This window comes from Stenotrophomonas sp. 2201_Sma, assembly GCF_056486685.1.
Map to the genome: position 1 here is coordinate 2951378 of NZ_CM151329.1, position 16190 is coordinate 2967567.

The 16190-nt window shown below is 65.5% G+C and carries 18 protein-coding genes; 5 read left to right on the top strand and 13 right to left on the bottom strand.

Annotation, left to right across the window (positions count from 1 at the left end; translation table 11 throughout):
- Positions 1 to 16: 16 nt before the first annotated feature.
- The 4 genes from ACZLIF_RS13695 to ACZLIF_RS13710 all read right to left on the bottom strand — a co-directional run bounded on the left by ACZLIF_RS13695 (position 17) and on the right by ACZLIF_RS13710 (position 3767).
- On the bottom strand, positions 17 to 1153 hold the full coding sequence (locus ACZLIF_RS13695; RefSeq protein ID WP_014646130.1) for a DUF1501 domain-containing protein: 1137 nt from the start codon (positions 1151 to 1153) through the stop codon (positions 17 to 19).
- A gap of 2 nt (positions 1154 to 1155) precedes the next feature.
- A complete protein-coding gene (locus ACZLIF_RS13700) occupies positions 1156 to 2544 on the bottom strand; it encodes a DUF1800 domain-containing protein (protein WP_014646129.1) in 1389 nt (462 codons plus the stop codon).
- A gap of 76 nt (positions 2545 to 2620) precedes the next feature.
- Positions 2621 to 3046 (bottom strand): hypothetical protein, encoded by a 426-nt coding sequence (locus tag ACZLIF_RS13705; RefSeq protein WP_014646128.1) that lies wholly within the window; start codon positions 3044 to 3046, stop codon positions 2621 to 2623.
- A 148-nt stretch (positions 3047 to 3194) separates the two neighbouring features.
- Positions 3195 to 3767: a PE-PGRS family protein gene (locus tag ACZLIF_RS13710; protein WP_014646127.1), complete on the bottom strand. Its 573-nt coding sequence runs from the start codon at positions 3765 to 3767 to the stop codon at positions 3195 to 3197.
- Positions 3768 to 3899: 132 nt separating this feature from the next.
- On the opposite strand from ACZLIF_RS13710, the gene ACZLIF_RS13715 reads away from it, so the two are divergent.
- Together ACZLIF_RS13715 and ACZLIF_RS13720 are read left to right on the top strand one after the other, a co-directional pair.
- Positions 3900 to 4589, top strand: coding sequence for a response regulator transcription factor (locus tag ACZLIF_RS13715; RefSeq protein ID WP_014646126.1), 690 nt, complete (start codon positions 3900 to 3902; stop codon positions 4587 to 4589).
- Positions 4586 to 5473 carry a sensor histidine kinase gene (locus tag ACZLIF_RS13720; protein WP_014646125.1) on the top strand — a complete coding sequence of 296 codons (888 nt, stop codon included), beginning with the start codon at positions 4586 to 4588 and terminating at the stop codon, positions 5471 to 5473. The genes ACZLIF_RS13715 and ACZLIF_RS13720 overlap by 4 nt, the downstream gene beginning before the upstream one ends.
- Positions 5474 to 5808: 335 nt before the next feature.
- On the opposite strand, the gene ACZLIF_RS13725 is transcribed toward ACZLIF_RS13720, so the two are convergent.
- From ACZLIF_RS13725 to ACZLIF_RS13765, 9 genes are all read right to left on the bottom strand, one after another.
- A complete protein-coding gene (locus ACZLIF_RS13725; RefSeq protein WP_014646124.1) occupies positions 5809 to 7791 on the bottom strand; it encodes a relaxase/mobilization nuclease and DUF3363 domain-containing protein in 1983 nt (660 codons plus the stop codon).
- Positions 7792 to 8239: 448 nt separating this feature from the next.
- Entirely contained in the window at positions 8240 to 8839 is a 600-nt protein-coding gene (locus ACZLIF_RS13730) for a S26 family signal peptidase (RefSeq protein ID WP_014646123.1), read from the bottom strand.
- A complete protein-coding gene (locus ACZLIF_RS13735; protein ID WP_478462047.1) occupies positions 8836 to 9390 on the bottom strand; it encodes a DUF2840 domain-containing protein in 555 nt (184 codons plus the stop codon). The genes ACZLIF_RS13730 and ACZLIF_RS13735 overlap by 4 nt, the downstream gene beginning before the upstream one ends.
- On the bottom strand, positions 9387 to 9650 hold the full coding sequence (locus ACZLIF_RS13740; protein ID WP_014646121.1) for a hypothetical protein: 264 nt from the start codon (positions 9648 to 9650) through the stop codon (positions 9387 to 9389). The genes ACZLIF_RS13735 and ACZLIF_RS13740 overlap by 4 nt, the downstream gene beginning before the upstream one ends.
- Positions 9647 to 10285, bottom strand: a complete 639-nt coding sequence (gene parA, locus ACZLIF_RS13745; protein ID WP_014646120.1) for a ParA family partition ATPase — start codon at positions 10283 to 10285, stop codon at positions 9647 to 9649. Before parA ends, ACZLIF_RS13740 begins: the two co-directional genes overlap by 4 nt.
- 241 nt (positions 10286 to 10526) lie before the next feature.
- Complete coding sequence (locus ACZLIF_RS13750) at positions 10527 to 11396, bottom strand: replication initiator protein A (RefSeq protein ID WP_014646119.1); 870 nt, start codon at positions 11394 to 11396, stop codon at positions 10527 to 10529.
- Between the two features lie 14 nt (positions 11397 to 11410).
- The gene (locus tag ACZLIF_RS13755; protein WP_014646118.1) at positions 11411 to 11695 is read right to left on the bottom strand and encodes a helix-turn-helix transcriptional regulator; all 285 of its coding nucleotides are present in this window, start codon (positions 11693 to 11695) and stop codon (positions 11411 to 11413) included.
- Between the two features lie 75 nt (positions 11696 to 11770).
- Positions 11771 to 12568 (bottom strand): DUF2285 domain-containing protein, encoded by a 798-nt coding sequence (locus ACZLIF_RS13760; RefSeq protein ID WP_014646117.1) that lies wholly within the window; start codon positions 12566 to 12568, stop codon positions 11771 to 11773.
- Between the two features lie 336 nt (positions 12569 to 12904).
- Positions 12905 to 13255, bottom strand: a complete 351-nt coding sequence (locus ACZLIF_RS13765) for a DUF2958 domain-containing protein (RefSeq protein WP_034010237.1) — start codon at positions 13253 to 13255, stop codon at positions 12905 to 12907.
- 374 nt (positions 13256 to 13629) lie between these two features.
- On the opposite strand from ACZLIF_RS13765, the gene ACZLIF_RS13770 reads away from it, so the two are divergent.
- Genes ACZLIF_RS13770 through ACZLIF_RS13780 form a run of 3 tightly spaced genes read left to right on the top strand, consistent with a single transcriptional unit; the run spans position 13630 to position 16128 of the window.
- On the top strand, positions 13630 to 13866 hold the full coding sequence (locus ACZLIF_RS13770) for a helix-turn-helix domain-containing protein (RefSeq protein WP_014646115.1): 237 nt from the start codon (positions 13630 to 13632) through the stop codon (positions 13864 to 13866).
- The gene (locus tag ACZLIF_RS13775) at positions 13859 to 15112 is read left to right on the top strand and encodes a hypothetical protein (RefSeq protein ID WP_034010257.1); all 1254 of its coding nucleotides are present in this window, start codon (positions 13859 to 13861) and stop codon (positions 15110 to 15112) included. The genes ACZLIF_RS13770 and ACZLIF_RS13775 overlap by 8 nt, the downstream gene beginning before the upstream one ends.
- Positions 15109 to 16128 carry a hypothetical protein gene (locus ACZLIF_RS13780; protein WP_034010234.1) on the top strand — a complete coding sequence of 340 codons (1020 nt, stop codon included), beginning with the start codon at positions 15109 to 15111 and terminating at the stop codon, positions 16126 to 16128. Before ACZLIF_RS13775 ends, ACZLIF_RS13780 begins: the two co-directional genes overlap by 4 nt.
- The last annotated feature ends 62 nt before the right edge of the window (positions 16129 to 16190 follow it).

The window sequence follows — 16190 nt, forward strand, 5'->3', positions numbered from 1 at the left end:
CTCGACGGTTCGAGTGCTAAACCAGCAACCCATCCATCGGGCGCACCTTGCCGCTATCCGGGAACACCGCCGTGTCCAGTGTTCTCATGTCCAGCCGCAGGTGCCCGGCAAGCACGCCCTTGAACAAGGCCCTCATGTCCGTCGTCACGCGCACGTCCCGACCTTCGTTGAGATCGCCCGGAGCCAGTCCAGGCCACTGCCCGGCAATATGCCCCCCGCGAACCGCCCCGCCGGCCAGCAAGGCCAGCCCTCCCGTTCCATGGTCGGTCCCCCCGGTGCCGTTGACTTTGGCGGTCCGGCCAAACTCGCTCACCACGACCACCACCGTGCGGTCCCAGATCGGCTGCGCGGCCTCGTGGAAGGCCCGCAGTCCCACGTCGAGCTCGGACAGCTTGTTCTTCAGGATCGCGGCTTCGTTGGCGTGGGTGTCCCAGCCGGAATCCTCCACGAACCCGATTCGCGGTCCGTCGGCCTTGGCCATGAAGCGCCCCGCCGCCGTGGTGGCGGCCACCATGCGCGCTGCGCGGCCGCCCACGCCGGCGACTGTTCCCTGGGTGGCCATTGCCCGGGAAAAACTGGCGGATAGCGCCGCGTCATGCGAATAGAGGGGCTCGAGCCGCTGCAACAGGATCGGATTGACGTCCTCCGGCAGGGGCGGCGACCAGGTCGCGGCGTCCCCCGGGCCACGCATGATCAGCGGCATCACGCTGCCGATGGCCAATGCCTCGCCATCGGCCATTGCGCCGGCACAGCGGTTGAGCCAGCCGGTCCCGGCGCCACTGGGGCGACCGGTGCCATTCTCCAGGCAGTTCTGGGCGTCGAAATGCGAACGCTCCTGATACGGAGGGGCCACCGCCACCACCGGCAGCAGCTGCTTGCGCCGATAAAGATCGTGCGCGAAGGACAGCGACGGATGCAGCGCGAAGCTGCCATCCAGCGCCGGTGCATCGTCGGGAACCAGGCTGCCGCGCAGGCTGCGGTATTGGGGATCGTCGCGGGGAATCAGCGTATGCAGTCCATCCAGTCCTCCGCGCAAAAGCACGACCAGCAGCCGGGTATCGCCCGCTGTCCGGGCCTGGCCCTGCCACGGCCACAGGGTCAACGTGGTCACCGCGCCGGCAGCGCCCAGGAACATGCGTCGGGTCAGCGTCATGGTCAGATCCTCCACTGGAAGGCGGGGCTGGCGAACAGGAGGGCGAGGCCGTCACGCGGCGACTCGGCCCGGCGCAGGGCGGACCGCGTTTCTTCGTCCAGCGTGTCGGCGAAGATGGCGCGGGCGGTACCTTCCGGATCGAGCCGATCCTCCGGTACGGCCTCGGCCAGCGCCTGCGCACTCTGGATCCGCTTCCAGAGCGCATCCGGACCGCTCCACTGTGCGGCCTCGTCGGCGAAGCCGGCGGGCGAGCGCGGGGTGAACGGCGGTTGTCCCATCCTGTCCAGCAAGGTGTACAGGGCCTGCGGGCGGGAGCTGTCCAGCACGCCGCCGGCGCGCACAGCCGACAGCAGATAGTCGTCGGGCGTCTTGAACTTGCGTGCCGACTCGCCCCAGGCGGCCGGATGGCGGATCAACGCGGCATATACCTGCGCCAGGTCGCCGCCGGAAGCGAGCCAGGTTCTTGCCATCGCCTCCACCAGCGCCTGCGGCGGCTCGTCGCTGACCAGGTGGCGGGCGATCTTCCACGACACGTGCCGTGCGGTGGCGGGATGGACCGCAAGATCGGCCAGGACGGCCTGGCCCTGCGCCAGTCCGTCCTCGGCGTAGCGCTTGCCCATCACCACGCGCGATCCGCCTTCATGGGCGTTGGCGCGGAACATGAAGGCACGCACCGGCGCGCCGCGCTCGAAGTCCTGCGGCGCCGGCACGCTCCATCCGGTGATGGCCTTGGCCAGCTCGGTCACGTCCGCCTGCGAATACCCGCCTTGCACCCCCAGCGTGTGCAGTTCGAGGATCTCGCGGGCCAGGTTCTCGTTGAGCCCGAGTTCCCGCTCCGGATTCCGCCGATGTGCGCGGACTGCCAGTTTCGAGTCCGCCCCGGCCGATCGCGTGTTGTCCAGGAATCGCAGCATCGCCGGATGGGTTTCCACCGCCAGCAGCATGTCGGCGAATCGCCCCAGCACGTGCGGGCGGATCGCTTCGCGCTCCATCGGCGCGGCATAGGGCGCCGCCACGCGCTTGTCCACGGACACGGCGAAATGGTTCGACCAGAACCGCACCATGCGCTCCCTGAAGCTGGTCGGGCTGGCCACGGCAACCTGGTGGCGCAGCAGCAGTTCATGCAATTGCGCCTGCCGCTGGCGCCTGGCCAGCGGCATCGCGCCCCCGGCCGGGCCGCGTTGCCTGGATTCGCGCCGGGTTTGCCGCAGGGCAATGTCCTGGCGCAGATATTCCAGGCTGCCGGGCAATTCGGCCAACGCCGGCTCCGAAGCCGGCATTCGCAACTGCGCCAGGAGCCATTCCTGCGGGTCGGTGATCGAATCGATCTCACCGGGCCGGGCGCCCAGGCCAAAACGATTGGCCGCGCTGACAGCGTGCTGACGGTTCATGCGTGACGACCTTCAGTGCTCATGTGATGAGACATCGTTCGAGGTGGCGTCCGACAAGCGGGTCCGGGACGCACGTTCAACGGCAACGGTCGAACCGATCCGGCGATGCCCCCGGCCCGCCGCGCCAGCCCGGCGGGTTTTCCCAGTTGGTGCCCCGGCCACCGGCCGGACCTGGCGGGTTGTTGTCGATATCCATCCAGCAGCGGCGGCCCTGGTTCCACAAGCCGTATCGCGGATGCCAATAGCCCCAGCGCGGGCTGTAGTAATAACCGCCGCTGACGAGCTTGAACTCGTAACGCACGCCGTCGCGCCGGTAGAAACGCTGGTTGGGCGAAGCGCCCGGACCGCCACGCCAGCCCGGCGGGTTTTCCCAGTTGGTGCCGGGGCCGCCGGCGGGGCCGGGCGGATTGTTGTCCCAATCCCGGTGCTGGGCGGCAGCACAGCCGGTAACGGCCAGTGTGGAGAGCAGCATCGGGGCGATCCAGCGAATGGCAGTGTGCATTGCATGCTCCTTCTTGCTCGATGTGGAAGACACGCCAGGGACAACGCCTTGCTGGATGCCGCGCTGACGTGTCAAGTGATCACATTTGGGTAACAGCCAGCTACGTGATCGCCCCAGTCAGACGACCGGGGCGCCGCGCGTCTGGCTATCAAGGCCGCTTGATGCCATAGCCATGGGCCTGGCCTTTGCCTCGTACGGCGGCCTTGCCCTTGACGGAACCATCTCCGATGGCCACGCCCCGTCCGGCCACCGAACCGGTGCCCGATTTGCGGTGGATCCGGCCATCTTCGCCCCGGTAATACACCGTCCCCGTTCCGCTGGCCTGACCTTTGCCGATGGCCGCCCCTGTTCCCGTGGCCGTGCCGCTTCCGATGGCACCGCTGACAGGGGTGTTCCCATGCGTGGGCCGGACGGCGCCATCCCCTTCGACCCGCCCATGGCCGGCGACCAGTGCCTTTCCGTCCACCTCGCCTGCGCCCACCGCGACGCCACGGCCATCCACGGTTCCGGTACCCGATTTGCGATGGATAAGTCCATCTTCGCCGCGGTAGTAGACCGTGCCGGTCCCGCTGGCCTCCCCTTGGCCGACAGCGAGGCCTTGTCCATTCGCCGAGCCTTGGCCTGCCGCCATCCCGTTGCCGCTGACGCCGGTATCCTGGGCGGCCCACGCCGGTGGAACGGCCAAAACCAGCATCAGGATCACCGTATTCTGCTTCTTCATCGTCGTATCTCCATGACTGTCCCGGATCGGACACCGCCAGTCTCGAGAGCGATATCGGAAGGAATCCGGAAAGCCGGCTGGATGCGCTGCGGCTGGTTGGTTTAGGTTTAGCCGGCACCGCAGAGGCACCCCATGCAGCAGAGCCCCCGCATCCTGGTCGTCGACGACGAACCCAACCTGCGCCGCGCCGTGGAAGTCGCACTGCGCTTGCGCGGGTTCGAGGTCGACACGGCCGCCAACGGTCGGGAGGCGTTGGCGCGCATCGCACAGCGCCGCCCGGACGCCATCGTGCTGGACCTGGCCATGCCCGACATCGATGGCCTGGCGCTTCTCCCGCTCATCCGCAAACGCACACAGGTGCCGGTCCTGATGCTCACGGCAAGCACCGAACTGGGGGACAAGATCGTGGCGCTGGAGGGCGGGGCCGACGATTACCTCACCAAGCCCTTTGCCATGGACGAACTCAAGGCGCGGCTGGTGGCGCACCTTCGGCGCGGAGCGGGATCGAGCGACCTGCTGGCGTATGCGGATCTGCGTGTCGATCCACTCAGGCGCCGCGCATGGAAGTCGGATTCGCCATTGGCCCTGTCCGCGCGTGAGTTCGATCTGCTGGTCGGCCTGATGCGCGAGCAGGGGCGGGTCTTCCGCAAGAGCCAGTTGCTGGAGTCGGTCTGGGGAGTGGACGCCGAAGTCGGTACGGAAACGGTGGATCGATTCGTGTCCTTGCTGCGTGCGAAGCTGGAGGCCGATGGAAGCCCGCGTCTGGTCCAGACCGTGCGCGGCGTGGGCTACACACTGCGCATCGAGGAGAAAATCGGATGAAGCGCTCCACGCGAACGGCTTGGATTTCGGCCGCGGTGTGCTGCGTGCTGGCGTTGGCGATCCTGCTGATGGCCTTGCTGGTCTATCCGCGCGTGGGTCCGGGCGTGCTGAAGCGCTATTGGGCAGTGTCGGCCATCAGCCTGGTGCTGTCGGCGCTGGTCGGATACCTGATCGCGCAACTGGCCCAGGCCACGGTCGCACGCGACGCCCAGGCAAAGGAGTCAAGGTTGCGAAGCCATCTGGCCGAGGCCGGGCACGAGTTGCGAACGCCATTGGCGGTGATGTCCGCCTCGCTCGACAACCTGCGGCACGCCATCCGCCCTGGCGATACCAGCGCCTATACCCAGCTCGATGGCCTGCAGCAGGAGGTCAAAAGGATGAGCGCCCTGGTCGCCGACGTGTTGCTGCTGGCCCGGCTGGATGTCATGCGTCGCCCATCGAACGAATGGATCGCGCTCGTGCCGACGCTGGAAGAACTCGCGGCCGAGGTCAGGCAACTGGAACCGGATCGCGTGATCGCCGTACAGGCGGCTCCCGGACTTCGTGTTTGCATGGACCCGACCATGCTGCGCGAGATCATCCGCAACCTGCTGGACAATGCGCGCAAGTACGCTCCCGGATCGCCCATCGACCTGCGGGCGACCGCAGACAACGGCATGGTCCTGATCCAGGTCGGCGACCACGGCCCCGGCATGGACGAGGAAGACCGCATCCTGGCCTTCGAGCGCCACTACCGCGGCAGTACGTCGGTCGGGAAACCGGGCAGCGGGCTCGGGCTGGCCATCGTCCAGGCGGCGGTGTCGAAGCACGGCGGCTCGGTTGATCTGGACAGCCAGCCGGGCCGAGGCACTTACGTCCGTGTTCGCGTCCCCATGAATCAATGAAATTCATCCTGCAGGCTTGTCCGCCCACCCTTCATAACTCCAATGACAGATTCAACTCGAAAGCCGGGCGCAGCTAGGACGGAAGCGCAATGGTTCAGGGTCACGCCGCGGCACTATTTACGCCAGCCTGTGACCCAATTACCTACCTGATGCGAGTACCGTCGATCGCCAGAAGGTCTGGCAGGGCAAGGAGCGCGGACAGGTATTGGGAATAGTGAGCGAACGAGACCCGCCGATAGAGAAGTCGAGCATACCGCGCTCACAGGTGCATTGGCCGCAGGATGCGGTGGCGCTTTTCAAGGCGGTTGGTGGGGCTTTGCTTATGAGCAACAGTTCTATCCGATGCCAGGCCAGCGCTGAGGCCCAAACTCCCAGGACACCCCGCCACCGCGCACCGTCGCGGCGAGTTGCTGCCCCAGCCGCTGTTCGATCACCGGCCGCCACGGTACCAGGCTGAACCCCATGCCATCATCGAGCATCGCGTAGCGACCGCTGGCGAGCATGACCGAGCGACGGTAGATGCCGGCCACGCGCTGACCGTCGGCGATGGGCCTATGCTCCAGTCCGGTGTCGGCGGCAATGTCTTTCGTGGCTTGCGCCAATTCCCGATTGCGCAGCGTAGCCAACAGATTCCGGGTGAGGATCACGCGCTGGCCGCGCTTCTCGGCCAGCCCCCGTTCGGCCAGGAAGTCGGCACGCTGCTGCATCGCCTGCTTGGCCTCGCCACCAAAGCCCAGGTCGCCCAAGCCTCGGCCGCCGTTAATCAACTGCTGATCCAGCCAAGTGGCGCCGATGACGCGGGCCTGCCGCTCGATGGGTAGGTGCGATTTCAGCTCCACCGCCACACCGCCCAGGCGCTGCGCGTCGTAGCGGCGGCCACGCTCGGCCAGGTCGTCCGGCACCTTCCATAGCCCGTCGGCCACGCGCTCCACGATGCCGGCCCGGCGCAGGGCTTCCAGTCGGCGGACATGGGCCGCAACGACTTCCTGCGGGTCACGACCGGGCTTGGCTCGGCCTTGCTCAATCGCCAGGTGATGATCGGTGCGATACAGCCCATCGCTCGCCAGCGCGGCGATGTTCCTGTCGGCGGCGCGCACGTCGGCCGATCCCTTCACCTCCACCACGGCGCCGGTCGGATAGTTCGCCAGCTCGTCGCGGGCGTTCAGCGCGACGTAGTGGGCCTTGCCGTCCACGCCGTCGATGACCAGATAGCCGCGGTCGTGCAGTTCGTCGGCCAGCCCCTTGGCTGCTACGCGGCCGAAGATGGTGCGGCCGTCATCGCCCGGCTCGAACACCGCCAGCTCGCGCGGCTGTCCGCTCATGGCGCGCTGCATCGTGCGGATGATGTCGCCACGCTCGCCCAGGGCGCGCAAGGTCTTCTCGGCATCGGTATGGATGGCCCAGGAGCCCGGCTGCGCCTCGTCGGCCAAGCCCAGGCGCTGCAAGCGCTGCAGGCGGCCGATCAGCAGCAGGCGCTGGCGCTGCAAGCGGGGTTCGTTGAGCCGTTCGACATGCACCAGGCCATCGTCGCTGGCCTCGCGCTTCAAGGTGCGATCCAGGCTCGTCCACCGCTCCTGTTCCACCTCGCGCCCCAAGGTCTGCTGGATCTCCAGCTCGGTGCGCGGCCCCAGCCATTCGGTCGCCAGCTCGGCGGCGCGGTGGCGGAAGCCATCGGCGATGTAGTCGCCCGCGATGATGAGGTCTTTGCCGGTGTCGTCGCGCCCGCGCACGATCAGGTGGGTGTGCGGGTTGTCGGTGTTCCAGTGATCGACCGCCACCCAATCCAGCCGCGTGCCCAGGTCGGCTTCCATGCGATCCACCAGATGCCGGGTGTAGGTGCGCAGGTCGTCCAGTTCGGCCCCGTCCTCCGGCGAGACGATGAAGCGGAAATGGTGGCGGTCATCGGCGCAGCGTTCCTTGAAGGCATCGAGGTCAGCTTCGTCGGCCTGTGGCCCGTAGGCCCGGCCCGGTTCGCCATCGCGACCCGCGCCGTCGCGCTCGATGTAGCGCAGGTGCTTGGCGAGCGACTGTGGGCTGGCCCGTTGGTGATTGACCAGCAAGGTTTTGATGGTCACGCGCCGCGACATGGGCGTCAGCTTCGCGCCGGCGAAGCGCGCCGCCGTATGGCCGCGCCCCAGGCGTGAGCCGGGACGCTGGCCGGTGGCAGCCGCCCCAGGACGGCGCACCGCCGACTTGCCGCTGCTGGCTTTTCCGGCCTGCTTGAGCACCTTGGAAACGAAGCTCTGCCCCTGGCCCTTACCCCGGTTCTTCGGGGCGCTGGGGCGCACGCGGAAATCGTCGTCGCGGCGGTCGGTCATGGCCGTTCTCCCTGCAAGCTCTGGCGTGTCCGGTCGTGCGAAGCACGCGGACATGCCCGCATTGGCGCGACCTTCGCGCCGAACGCGGCACGGCGGCGAAGCCGCTCCGTGCCGCGCCACCCCCATGTGCAGACTGGCTTTCGACGCGGCCCGGTGCCACGTCCTTTTGTCTTGCCTTCCGCCTTTGCCCCTCGCTGTCGCTCCGGGCGTCGGCGGCCCGGCGGCGCTGCGCTGCTTGCAGCCAGCCCGCCGGCGAACGCGCCAATGGCCGCAGGCCGGGCGCGTTCGAGGCAAGACGCCTGCACGCTGGACGGCTGCGCCGGATGTTGCGCGAAGCGCGGCGCGAATGCGCCCGCGCTGCACGCGCGACGACACGGCGGCGGCAGCCGGAACGGCATGCCCGATGGCACGATGAGAGGCACGGCAACGTGCAGTGAATCGGCGGCCATCATGGGCGTGTCTTCAGCCAGACCGGGTGCGCGACGCCGATCACGGCGGATGCGCTGACCGGGCCGAAATAGCGGCTGTCGAACGACGCCGGATTGGTCACGCTCAACAGGAACAGCTCGCCCGGTTCGAGGCGGCGGCAAAGCTGCAAGGATGGCAGCGGCCGGCCCAGCCGGTCGGCAGGCAGCGCAGCGGCCGCAGGCACGCCGTCGATGCGTAGCTGCCCGGCGACGATGCAAACGTGTTGCGGCGCGACTGCGCCCACACGTTTGAGCAGCGGAACGCGGGTCGGCAGGTAGCCGCGCTGCGCAGCCAGCATGGCGGCCCTGTCGGGCAGCGGCACCAGCACGATGCTGTCCACGGACAACGGACGTGGCAGCGAGGCGGTGCGCGGGTCGAACGGTTCGATGCGATACCAGCCGATCGCCACGCTGTCGGACGGGTTGTAGGTCAGACGCGGCAGCGGCGACACGAAAGCCGCCCAGGCCAGCGCAGCGAGGCCGACGGCAGCGAAGCCCGCCAGCACGATGCGAACGCGCAGGCGCGAGCGAGGATGCGGCGCGACTTCGTGCGTGCATGTGGTGTTGGATTGGGTCGTCATGGCAGCGCCTTTCCGGCCAGCCGGGCGGCGTGCCGCTCGGCGGTGTATTCGGGCAGCGCCAGGCGGGCCGCCAGGCGGTTGCCCAGCGTGCGCCAGTACGCGGGCGACACGTCGATGGCGGCGATGCCTTGCCCTTCGATGCCGTCGATGCGTTCCAGCACGGCACGCACCGCGTTTTCGCCTTCGGCGTGCAGCAGCAGGCGTGCGCCTGGCCGCACGCCAGGGATACGCTGCATGTCGTCCAGCGGCGTGGCGGCTTGCATCACCATGAGCTGCCAGCGGATCGTGCCGTAGTCGTTGGCTTGCCAGCGGATACGGCAGAACACCATGCGCGGCAGGAACACCGCACAGCGCCGCCAGCGGTCGAGCCGCAGCGTGCGCGCAGGTTCGCCGAAGCGCAGATAGAGCTTGAAGCGCGGCTCGATGTAGGCGAGCGATACGCGGGTCATCGGCACGTTGCCGGGTCGGCCGGCGAGTGTTGGAAGCGAATGCGGCGGCGTAGCCGTGGCCGCGTTCGCGGCGGTCGCGGCGGTCGCGAGGGATGCGTTCATGGCGTGCTCTCCATGCGGTTCTCGGGAAACTCCCGTTCCAGCAGACCGCGCAGCAGTTCGGCTACGGTCACGCCCTGGCCGAAGGCGGCGATCTTGATGCGTGCGCGCAGCGCGGGCGTCACGTCGAGCGTGAGGCGTGCGGTGTAGAGGTCGCCTTTGTTGAGTGCATCGGCATCGCCCTGGCGAATCCACGCCTCGGCGTGCGGATTCGCGGGCGGACGTGCGCCGATGCCGACGCGCTTGCTGCGCGGGCCGCTCATGTCGGCCACCGCAGCAGTTCATCGGTGAGCGCGGCGATCTCGCGTGCGGCGGCGCTGTCGGGCGCGATTTCGCGGGCGAGCCGGCCAGCGGCCACGCTGTCGGCGAAGACGATGCGCTGGCGCACTTCGCTGCGCAGTGCCGGCAGCGGCTGTTCGGCCAACGATTGCCGTGCTTCCCTGCCGATGATGGTGGTACTGACACGCCGGTTGATGACAAAGGCCGCGCGCAGCGCAGGCCGGAACACCTGTGCCTCGCGGATCAGCGCCACCATCTCGGCGCTGGCCCAAAGGTCATACGGGCTGGGCTGCACGGGAATCAGCACGCGCTCGGCCGCCAGCAGCGCGGAACGCGCCAGGGCGGCGATGCGCGGCGGGCCGTCGATGATGATGTGATCGGCGCGGCGGGCCAGCTCCGGCGCTTCCTGATGCAGCGTTTCGCGGGCGAGGCCCACGGCGCTGAACAGCCGTGGCAAGCCCTGCTGGCTTCTGCGCTGCGTCCAGTCCAGCGACGAACCCTGCGGGTCGGCGTCCAGCAGGATGACGTGCAGACCGCGCATCGCCAGCTCGCCGGCGATGTGGGTGGCGAGTGTGGTCTTGCCGACGCCGCCTTTTTGATTGAGAAACGCGAAGATCATGGCGCGGCCCTCCCTGCTGGAAAGCCGGCCTGGCCGTGCCGTTTTGCGGTTGTCCACCGAAACGGCGCGCTTCTACTAAAAGTTAGAGATTTATAGTTAGGTAAGTTAGAGGGGGCGAAAACCCGCGCCGTTACTGGCTTTGCGGCGTTTTCGTACTCCTGATAGCACGATAGGCGTACTCCCGATAGCACGATACCCTGTACTCCTGATAGCACGAGGCCGTCCACACCTTTTCCCTCAGTTATCCCCGTGCCGTGAACGGCACGGGCCGGAAGGTCAGCAGTTCCAGCCTTTCGCCCGGCATCGGCTCGATGCCCAGGACGTAGCCGGGCAGCGACTGCCGCGCGACCAGCACGCGCAGGTCGTAGGCGAAGTCCGAGAAGCGCGCCGCGCTGCCGGACTTCCGGTGCAGGTGCCGGAAGTCGAATTGCCAGCCGTGTTCCTGCCGCCCGCCGTGCTTGCGCACCAGGCGGTACAGCCAGCGTTCGATACCGCCCTTCAAGCGGAAATAGGCCGGGTCGATGGTCAGTACCAGGGCGGCGTCGAGTACGCCGGCATAGAACCAGTCCGGCAGGATCAGTTCGATGCCCAGCGGCGTGCCGCTGGCGTCGGCCAGCTCGCGCCATTCGTTCACCCACGAAAAGCGATGCAAGCGCCGCCCGGTGGTTTCGCGGATGGACGTGGCCACGCTGGTCGATTGCAGCCGGTCGAGCGCGGCTTTCAGGCGCTTGTAGTCGTTGAGGGACGTGCCGCGCCCGATGAAGCGCAGGATTTCGTAGGGCGTGGCGTGTATCCAGCGCGACGGGCGAATGCCTGCGTCGCGCGCCTCCACGATCTGCGAGGCCGCCCAAATCAAAACGTCGGCATCCCATATCGTGGCGATGCCGTGCTCGGCCGTGCCTTCCACGCGGATGGTGATGTTCCCGCTGCGGAAGTCGATCGGCGCCGTGCGCCGCGACTTCGCCAGCGAGAAGAACGGAAAGGCCATCAAGTCCTGGCTGTCGCGCGGCGCCATGCCGTCGCCCGGCAGCGCGCGGAACAGGTCGAGCTGTTCCCGCTGCTGCGATCGCTGCCTCGACGGCAGCGATGGGCTGGACATGACGATGGCCACCGGCGAGCCGACGATCAGCGGCCATCACGGTAGTCGCCCGCGTGACGCTCGGCATATTCCGGGTCGGACGTGGCCTCGTAGCTGCGCTGGTCGGCCCAGGCATCGAGGTCGGCCACCGCGTACATGACGCGGCGGCCGAACTTGCGGAACTTCGGGCCGCCGCCGATCACGCGCTGTTTCTCCAGCGTGCGCGGCGACAGCCGCAAGTATTCGGCGGCTTCGTCGTTGGTCAGGTAGCGTTGGGGCTGCACGGGCGCAGCGACAGCAGTGGCGGCAGGCCGCAAGGGAGCGGGTCGCATGGGATGTACCTCCATCAAGCCCGGCCACACCACGCAGCCGGATAGAGGCACTTTCAAGAAAGCAAGGCTTCCTGCTCAGGGACGTTTTGCATGGGATGCAGCGCGTCCCTGTGCAACGGGCGGAAGCTGTGCAAGGCGGCGGTAGCCGCCGCGCATCAGCGCATCGCCCCGGCGCACCAGTCGCCGCACGCGGGCGCGCAAGGCGCTATCGGCGTACCAGTCGTCTGCGACTGCATCGGCACCGAACAGTCCTTCGGCCACTTCGCGCAAGGATGCGCCCGCCAGGGTGCCGTCGAGCGCCTGGAGCGTGTTCAACTCCAGCAATGTGGCGAGTGTCGGCCGTGGCCGTGCCGTTCCCGCGGGTAAGGTGTCGCCAGCGATGGCCAGCTTGTCCAGCTCAGCCGCCAGTGCCTGATAGCGCCCGCAGGATGCGCCGCAGGCGCGAATGGCATAGGCGTAGGCCATACCGTCGGCCAAGCCGGGAGCGATCACCAGCCGCAGGCAGCAGCCCGGCCATCGTGTCAGCAGCACCAGGCGCTTGCCATCGTGGACCAGGCGTTTCTGGCCGGGAATGCGCCAGAACGCGAAGGCCACCGCATCGGGTGGCGGGTCGGCATCGGGATAGAGTTGCACGACAGCATCGTGGTCAGGGAACCAAGCCGGATGCGCGTCGCGCGCATCCAGGGCGGGATCTTCCAGCAGGCGCAATCCCCAGCGCGCGGCGGCCTCTGGCCGGCGGCGCCGGCGCAGCCAGTCGCGGCGGTAGTCGGGGTGGCGACGCAGGTATTCCCACGCCAGCGCGGGGCCGTCGAGGTGCAGCGTGTAGAGATACGCGGCGGTCGGATACCAGTGTTCGGCGCTCGGGTCAGCCATGACGCAGCCTCCTGTCATTCAGCAGGAACGTCGCCACGGATTCCGCCGTGCGGGAGCTATCGAGTCGCCATCAAGTCGTCATCGAAATCGGGATAAGCTGTAACTGCTGGTGTCAAGACTGATTCGCTCCAGGGCATTGCGGAAATCGTCTGAATGCGACGGCTGGGCCGCCACGAAAATGGCGCGCAGCATGGAGCACCGTGCAGCAGCCCGCACCAAAGATCATGACTGTTTGCAACAGAACGCACCGCTTCGGTGCAAGAGTGCGGATTCAGACTGCGCAGGTCTTGGGTAAGACTGAAATAGTCAGAATGCGCTGTTGTTGCTGGGGGTTGGTCAGTCGGTGATCGAGCCGTTTTCTTCGGCCAGCCGCAGGTACTCCGATAGCCGCCGCACCGGCTGGAAGTAGCGATCACGCATCACCGGCTGCTTGCGCGGCCCGACGATGGACGCCAGATCGGACAGCTTCACATGGCCCAGGCCGGGCATGCCTATTCCGAGGTCGATCAGCCCCCAGGCCGTATCGCCATCGGCCGGATCGAGTGCGGCCAGCAGCCAGGTGGCGTGCGCGTCAGGGGTGAACAGTCGCACCACTGGCATAGGGTCGATGCTCCGGCCGTCGGCGCGGCACGCGCCGACGGCGAGCAGTTGCGCTCGCTGTTCAGTGGTGACAAGCGGCTGGGTCATCCCCCGAATCCCCACGCATCCGAGGATGCACGGATACGATTTTCCAACGAAGCGCGGAACCGCTGAAGCGGATGCGTGCTTTGGCGGGAAAGCACGAAGGCGCAAGCCATCGAATCCGTACATGCACGGAAACGCAGAAGCGGAATTACGCAGGCCAGGAAAGACACAGATGCGGCGCCCCGATTCTGTTGGAACCCGTCCATGCGGATTCCCGTAAAGACACGAAGCGGATTGCTTCGCAGAAATGAACACTATAGATTGTAGCCCTATTGGGTTCAATGGGCTGTCATCTTGGTTTTCTAGGGGAAACCAAGTTGGCGGCAGCGAAACACTCATTGGCGACGGCCATACGGACGGTCAGGAAGGCGCGTGGCTTGAGCCAGGAAGCGTTCTCCGACGTGTCCAGCCGTACCTACATGAGTTCGTTGGAGCGCGACTTGAAAAGCCCGACCATGCACAAGCTGACCGAGCTGTGCGAGGTCATGGACGTGCATCCGCTCACGTTGCTGACGCTGGCCTATGCAGGCGACGACATGGACAAGGTAAGGCGTGTGCTTAAGCAAGTAGAGCAAGAGCTGCTATCTATCGAGCAACGGGATGTTCATGGATAAGAAGACCCAAGGCGCGTGGCTGTTGCACCACGCAAGAAAACTTCAAGCAACAACGAACCAAGATTTCGACTCGATCGCCTTCGCTGGGAAAAGTGGCACGTTGTTATCCGCAATCTCTGCGGAAAGGCAAAGCGTTGTCACGCAACAACGCCTAGAGGCACTCGCACGTGCCAACCACATCAGCCCCAAAACGGAACTCCCTGCAATCGTTGCCGAACTCGCGCGGCAAAGACTAATCCTGCCGGGCAACGGGGGGGTGGAAGTCCTTGGCTTGACTGGACATAGTGTGCTTGAGCACACATCCAGAATTTTCGATGAAAGCAGCCACGAGGCACATGAAGAAGCCGTAATCTTCGTATCAGAGATTGCCTCCGAGACGCCCACGACGGACAAAGCTATCGCCGAGGTCGTTTCCGATCACTTGAAGCTTTCACGCAAGGAGGTCGGTGATACGTTGGATCTTGCGACCAACATCGGCTTCTTTGACTCTGAGCCGATCTCGGCTCAAGAGAAACTGCTTTTCAATGGCAACCTGTTCCGGCGCGATGATGCGCGGAAGGTCAATGCAATTCTATCAACCTTGAAAGCCCCCGAGGCTGCGCTTCTGACAGAAGTTAATCAGAAGCTTCAAGAAACAGGTTGCCTGCCATTGGAGACGGTTAACAGGATTCTAGGGCAGGATCTTTTCGCACGTCTTCACTCCATTGGTCTGTTCGATGTCAGCGTTGTCGGCAATGATCAGGGCAAGAGCCACTTCGTTACCCGTCCGGCTGCATTCTCCAAATTCAGCAACTCCATTGCGGACGATGCGCTGGATTTAGCCAAGGCGCTGGTAGCCTCGCTCACCTACGGGATGACCGTCAGCAGCTACTACCGCGGCCGTATCCAGATGGTCTCGGCACTCATGAATAAGCTGATCGCAGGCCATAGCGTCGGTCCCGCCACCGCCATTGGAAGCGACTATCAAGCCCTTGAGTTGAAAGGCGTCGTCGCTGTGACGCCTGCTGATAACGGCATGTTCACCATGAGGCTCCTGAAGCCAGAAGTGGGGCGACTTGCGCTCGCCGTAATCGAAGATGGCGACATAACGGCCGAGAGCGTTTCGCATATTCCTGGTGCACGTATCACTGAATACGTCGCGCCGGAATTGAATCGAGAGGTGCAGCGGAAAAATGCCACAGAGGCAGTGAAACTGAAGGCGCGCAACCTGCTCCAAGAAATTCGAACCGGCGGGCTCAAGCGATGAAAAGCCAACCACTAAAGGGCTCTGTCGCCGAGGAAGCACTGCGGAATTATTTCCTAAGCATTGGCTACTATGTTGCCAGAGGCATCAAGTTTACATTCCATCGATTCGATGTGACGGATGTCGATCTGTGGCTATACGCGCGCAATTCGCCTCTCAGCAGAGAACGCATCTGCGTCGACATCAAGAACAAGAAGACACCGCAGGCTCTTGAACGCATTTTTTGGGCAAAGGGCCTACAGTCAGTTCTAGGTCTTGACTCGTGCATTGTCGCGACAACGGATTCTAGGCCGGATGTTCGCGAGTTTGGCCTCCAACACAATGTCCGGGTATTGGATGGTAAGTTCCTTTCGCGATTAACCAATAGCGCACGCAGCCACAAGGAGCGCATCACCGAGGAAGATTTCCTTGCGGATCTTGAATCGGGCTCTCTAGGTCGATTAAGTGGTGACTGGCGTGGTAGGTATGAAGAAAGCAAATCTCGCCTGCTTCACTCCTTGAACTTCGACGGATGCAATGCCTGGCTTGAAGACATCGAATATTTGCTGGCCCAAATCGCCTCCGGAAATCGGGCATGGAGACTCTTCTATGCCTCATGCTCGCATTTCATGATCGCGATGGACTTCATCCTCAGGGAATTCATTGCTGAGGATCAGGAGCAACGCCGTCAGATCATCGAGCGTGGAATACGCTACGGCGTATCAGGGCAGGCTTTCACGGAGAAGGTCGGTCGCATGGCGGCAGCACTAGTGGAAGGCGTTGCGGCTCAACCTGGTCTCGCTGATACGCTGCAACAGGAACTTCAGCAACAGGCTAGTAACGTCAAAGCCGATCTGTTGGCCGAGTTCTTCGCCAGAAACCTAACGGGGTCAGCGGCGTTCGATGTGGCACTTGCGTTAGAGTCCGCAGCCTTCTCTCCCCAAGCTCCCACGCCATCCGCACTGCCTTCACAGGCGCAGGCGGTGGTTGGGGTGATCGCTGATTTTTGCGGCGTAGATCGGAAGATTGCGCTCGCCTAACGCTCAGGCGAGCGATTGGAACTGAGAGATGCCGCGCCCCGCCGCAATGGGCGGGGCGCGGT

What these genes read in the sequence shown, in the direction of transcription:
- ACZLIF_RS13695 (WP_014646130.1), bottom strand. Translation starts at nt 1,153, where the DNA reads ATGACGCTGACCCGACGCATGTTCCTGGGCGCTGCCGGCGCGGTGACC.
- ACZLIF_RS13725 (WP_014646124.1), bottom strand. Translation starts at nt 7,791, where the DNA reads ATGACCGACCGCCGCGACGACGATTTCCGCGTGCGCCCCAGCGCCCCG.
- ACZLIF_RS13720 (WP_014646125.1), top strand. Translation starts at nt 4,586, where the DNA reads ATGAAGCGCTCCACGCGAACGGCTTGGATTTCGGCCGCGGTGTGCTGC.
- ACZLIF_RS13775 (WP_034010257.1), top strand. Translation starts at nt 13,859, where the DNA reads ATGGATAAGAAGACCCAAGGCGCGTGGCTGTTGCACCACGCAAGAAAA.
- parA (WP_014646120.1), bottom strand. Translation starts at nt 10,285, where the DNA reads ATGATCTTCGCGTTTCTCAATCAAAAAGGCGGCGTCGGCAAGACCACA.
- ACZLIF_RS13755 (WP_014646118.1), bottom strand. Translation starts at nt 11,695, where the DNA reads ATGCGACCCGCTCCCTTGCGGCCTGCCGCCACTGCTGTCGCTGCGCCC.
- ACZLIF_RS13740 (WP_014646121.1), bottom strand. Translation starts at nt 9,650, where the DNA reads ATGAGCGGCCCGCGCAGCAAGCGCGTCGGCATCGGCGCACGTCCGCCC.
- ACZLIF_RS13780 (WP_034010234.1), top strand. Translation starts at nt 15,109, where the DNA reads ATGAAAAGCCAACCACTAAAGGGCTCTGTCGCCGAGGAAGCACTGCGG.
- ACZLIF_RS13710 (WP_014646127.1), bottom strand. Translation starts at nt 3,767, where the DNA reads ATGAAGAAGCAGAATACGGTGATCCTGATGCTGGTTTTGGCCGTTCCA.
- ACZLIF_RS13735 (WP_478462047.1), bottom strand. Translation starts at nt 9,390, where the DNA reads ATGAACGCATCCCTCGCGACCGCCGCGACCGCCGCGAACGCGGCCACG.
- ACZLIF_RS13765 (WP_034010237.1), bottom strand. Translation starts at nt 13,255, where the DNA reads ATGACCCAGCCGCTTGTCACCACTGAACAGCGAGCGCAACTGCTCGCC.
- ACZLIF_RS13730 (WP_014646123.1), bottom strand. Translation starts at nt 8,839, where the DNA reads ATGACGACCCAATCCAACACCACATGCACGCACGAAGTCGCGCCGCAT.
- ACZLIF_RS13715 (WP_014646126.1), top strand. Translation starts at nt 3,900, where the DNA reads ATGCAGCAGAGCCCCCGCATCCTGGTCGTCGACGACGAACCCAACCTG.
- ACZLIF_RS13760 (WP_014646117.1), bottom strand. Translation starts at nt 12,568, where the DNA reads ATGGCTGACCCGAGCGCCGAACACTGGTATCCGACCGCCGCGTATCTC.
- ACZLIF_RS13705 (WP_014646128.1), bottom strand. Translation starts at nt 3,046, where the DNA reads ATGCACACTGCCATTCGCTGGATCGCCCCGATGCTGCTCTCCACACTG.
- ACZLIF_RS13700 (WP_014646129.1), bottom strand. Translation starts at nt 2,544, where the DNA reads ATGAACCGTCAGCACGCTGTCAGCGCGGCCAATCGTTTTGGCCTGGGC.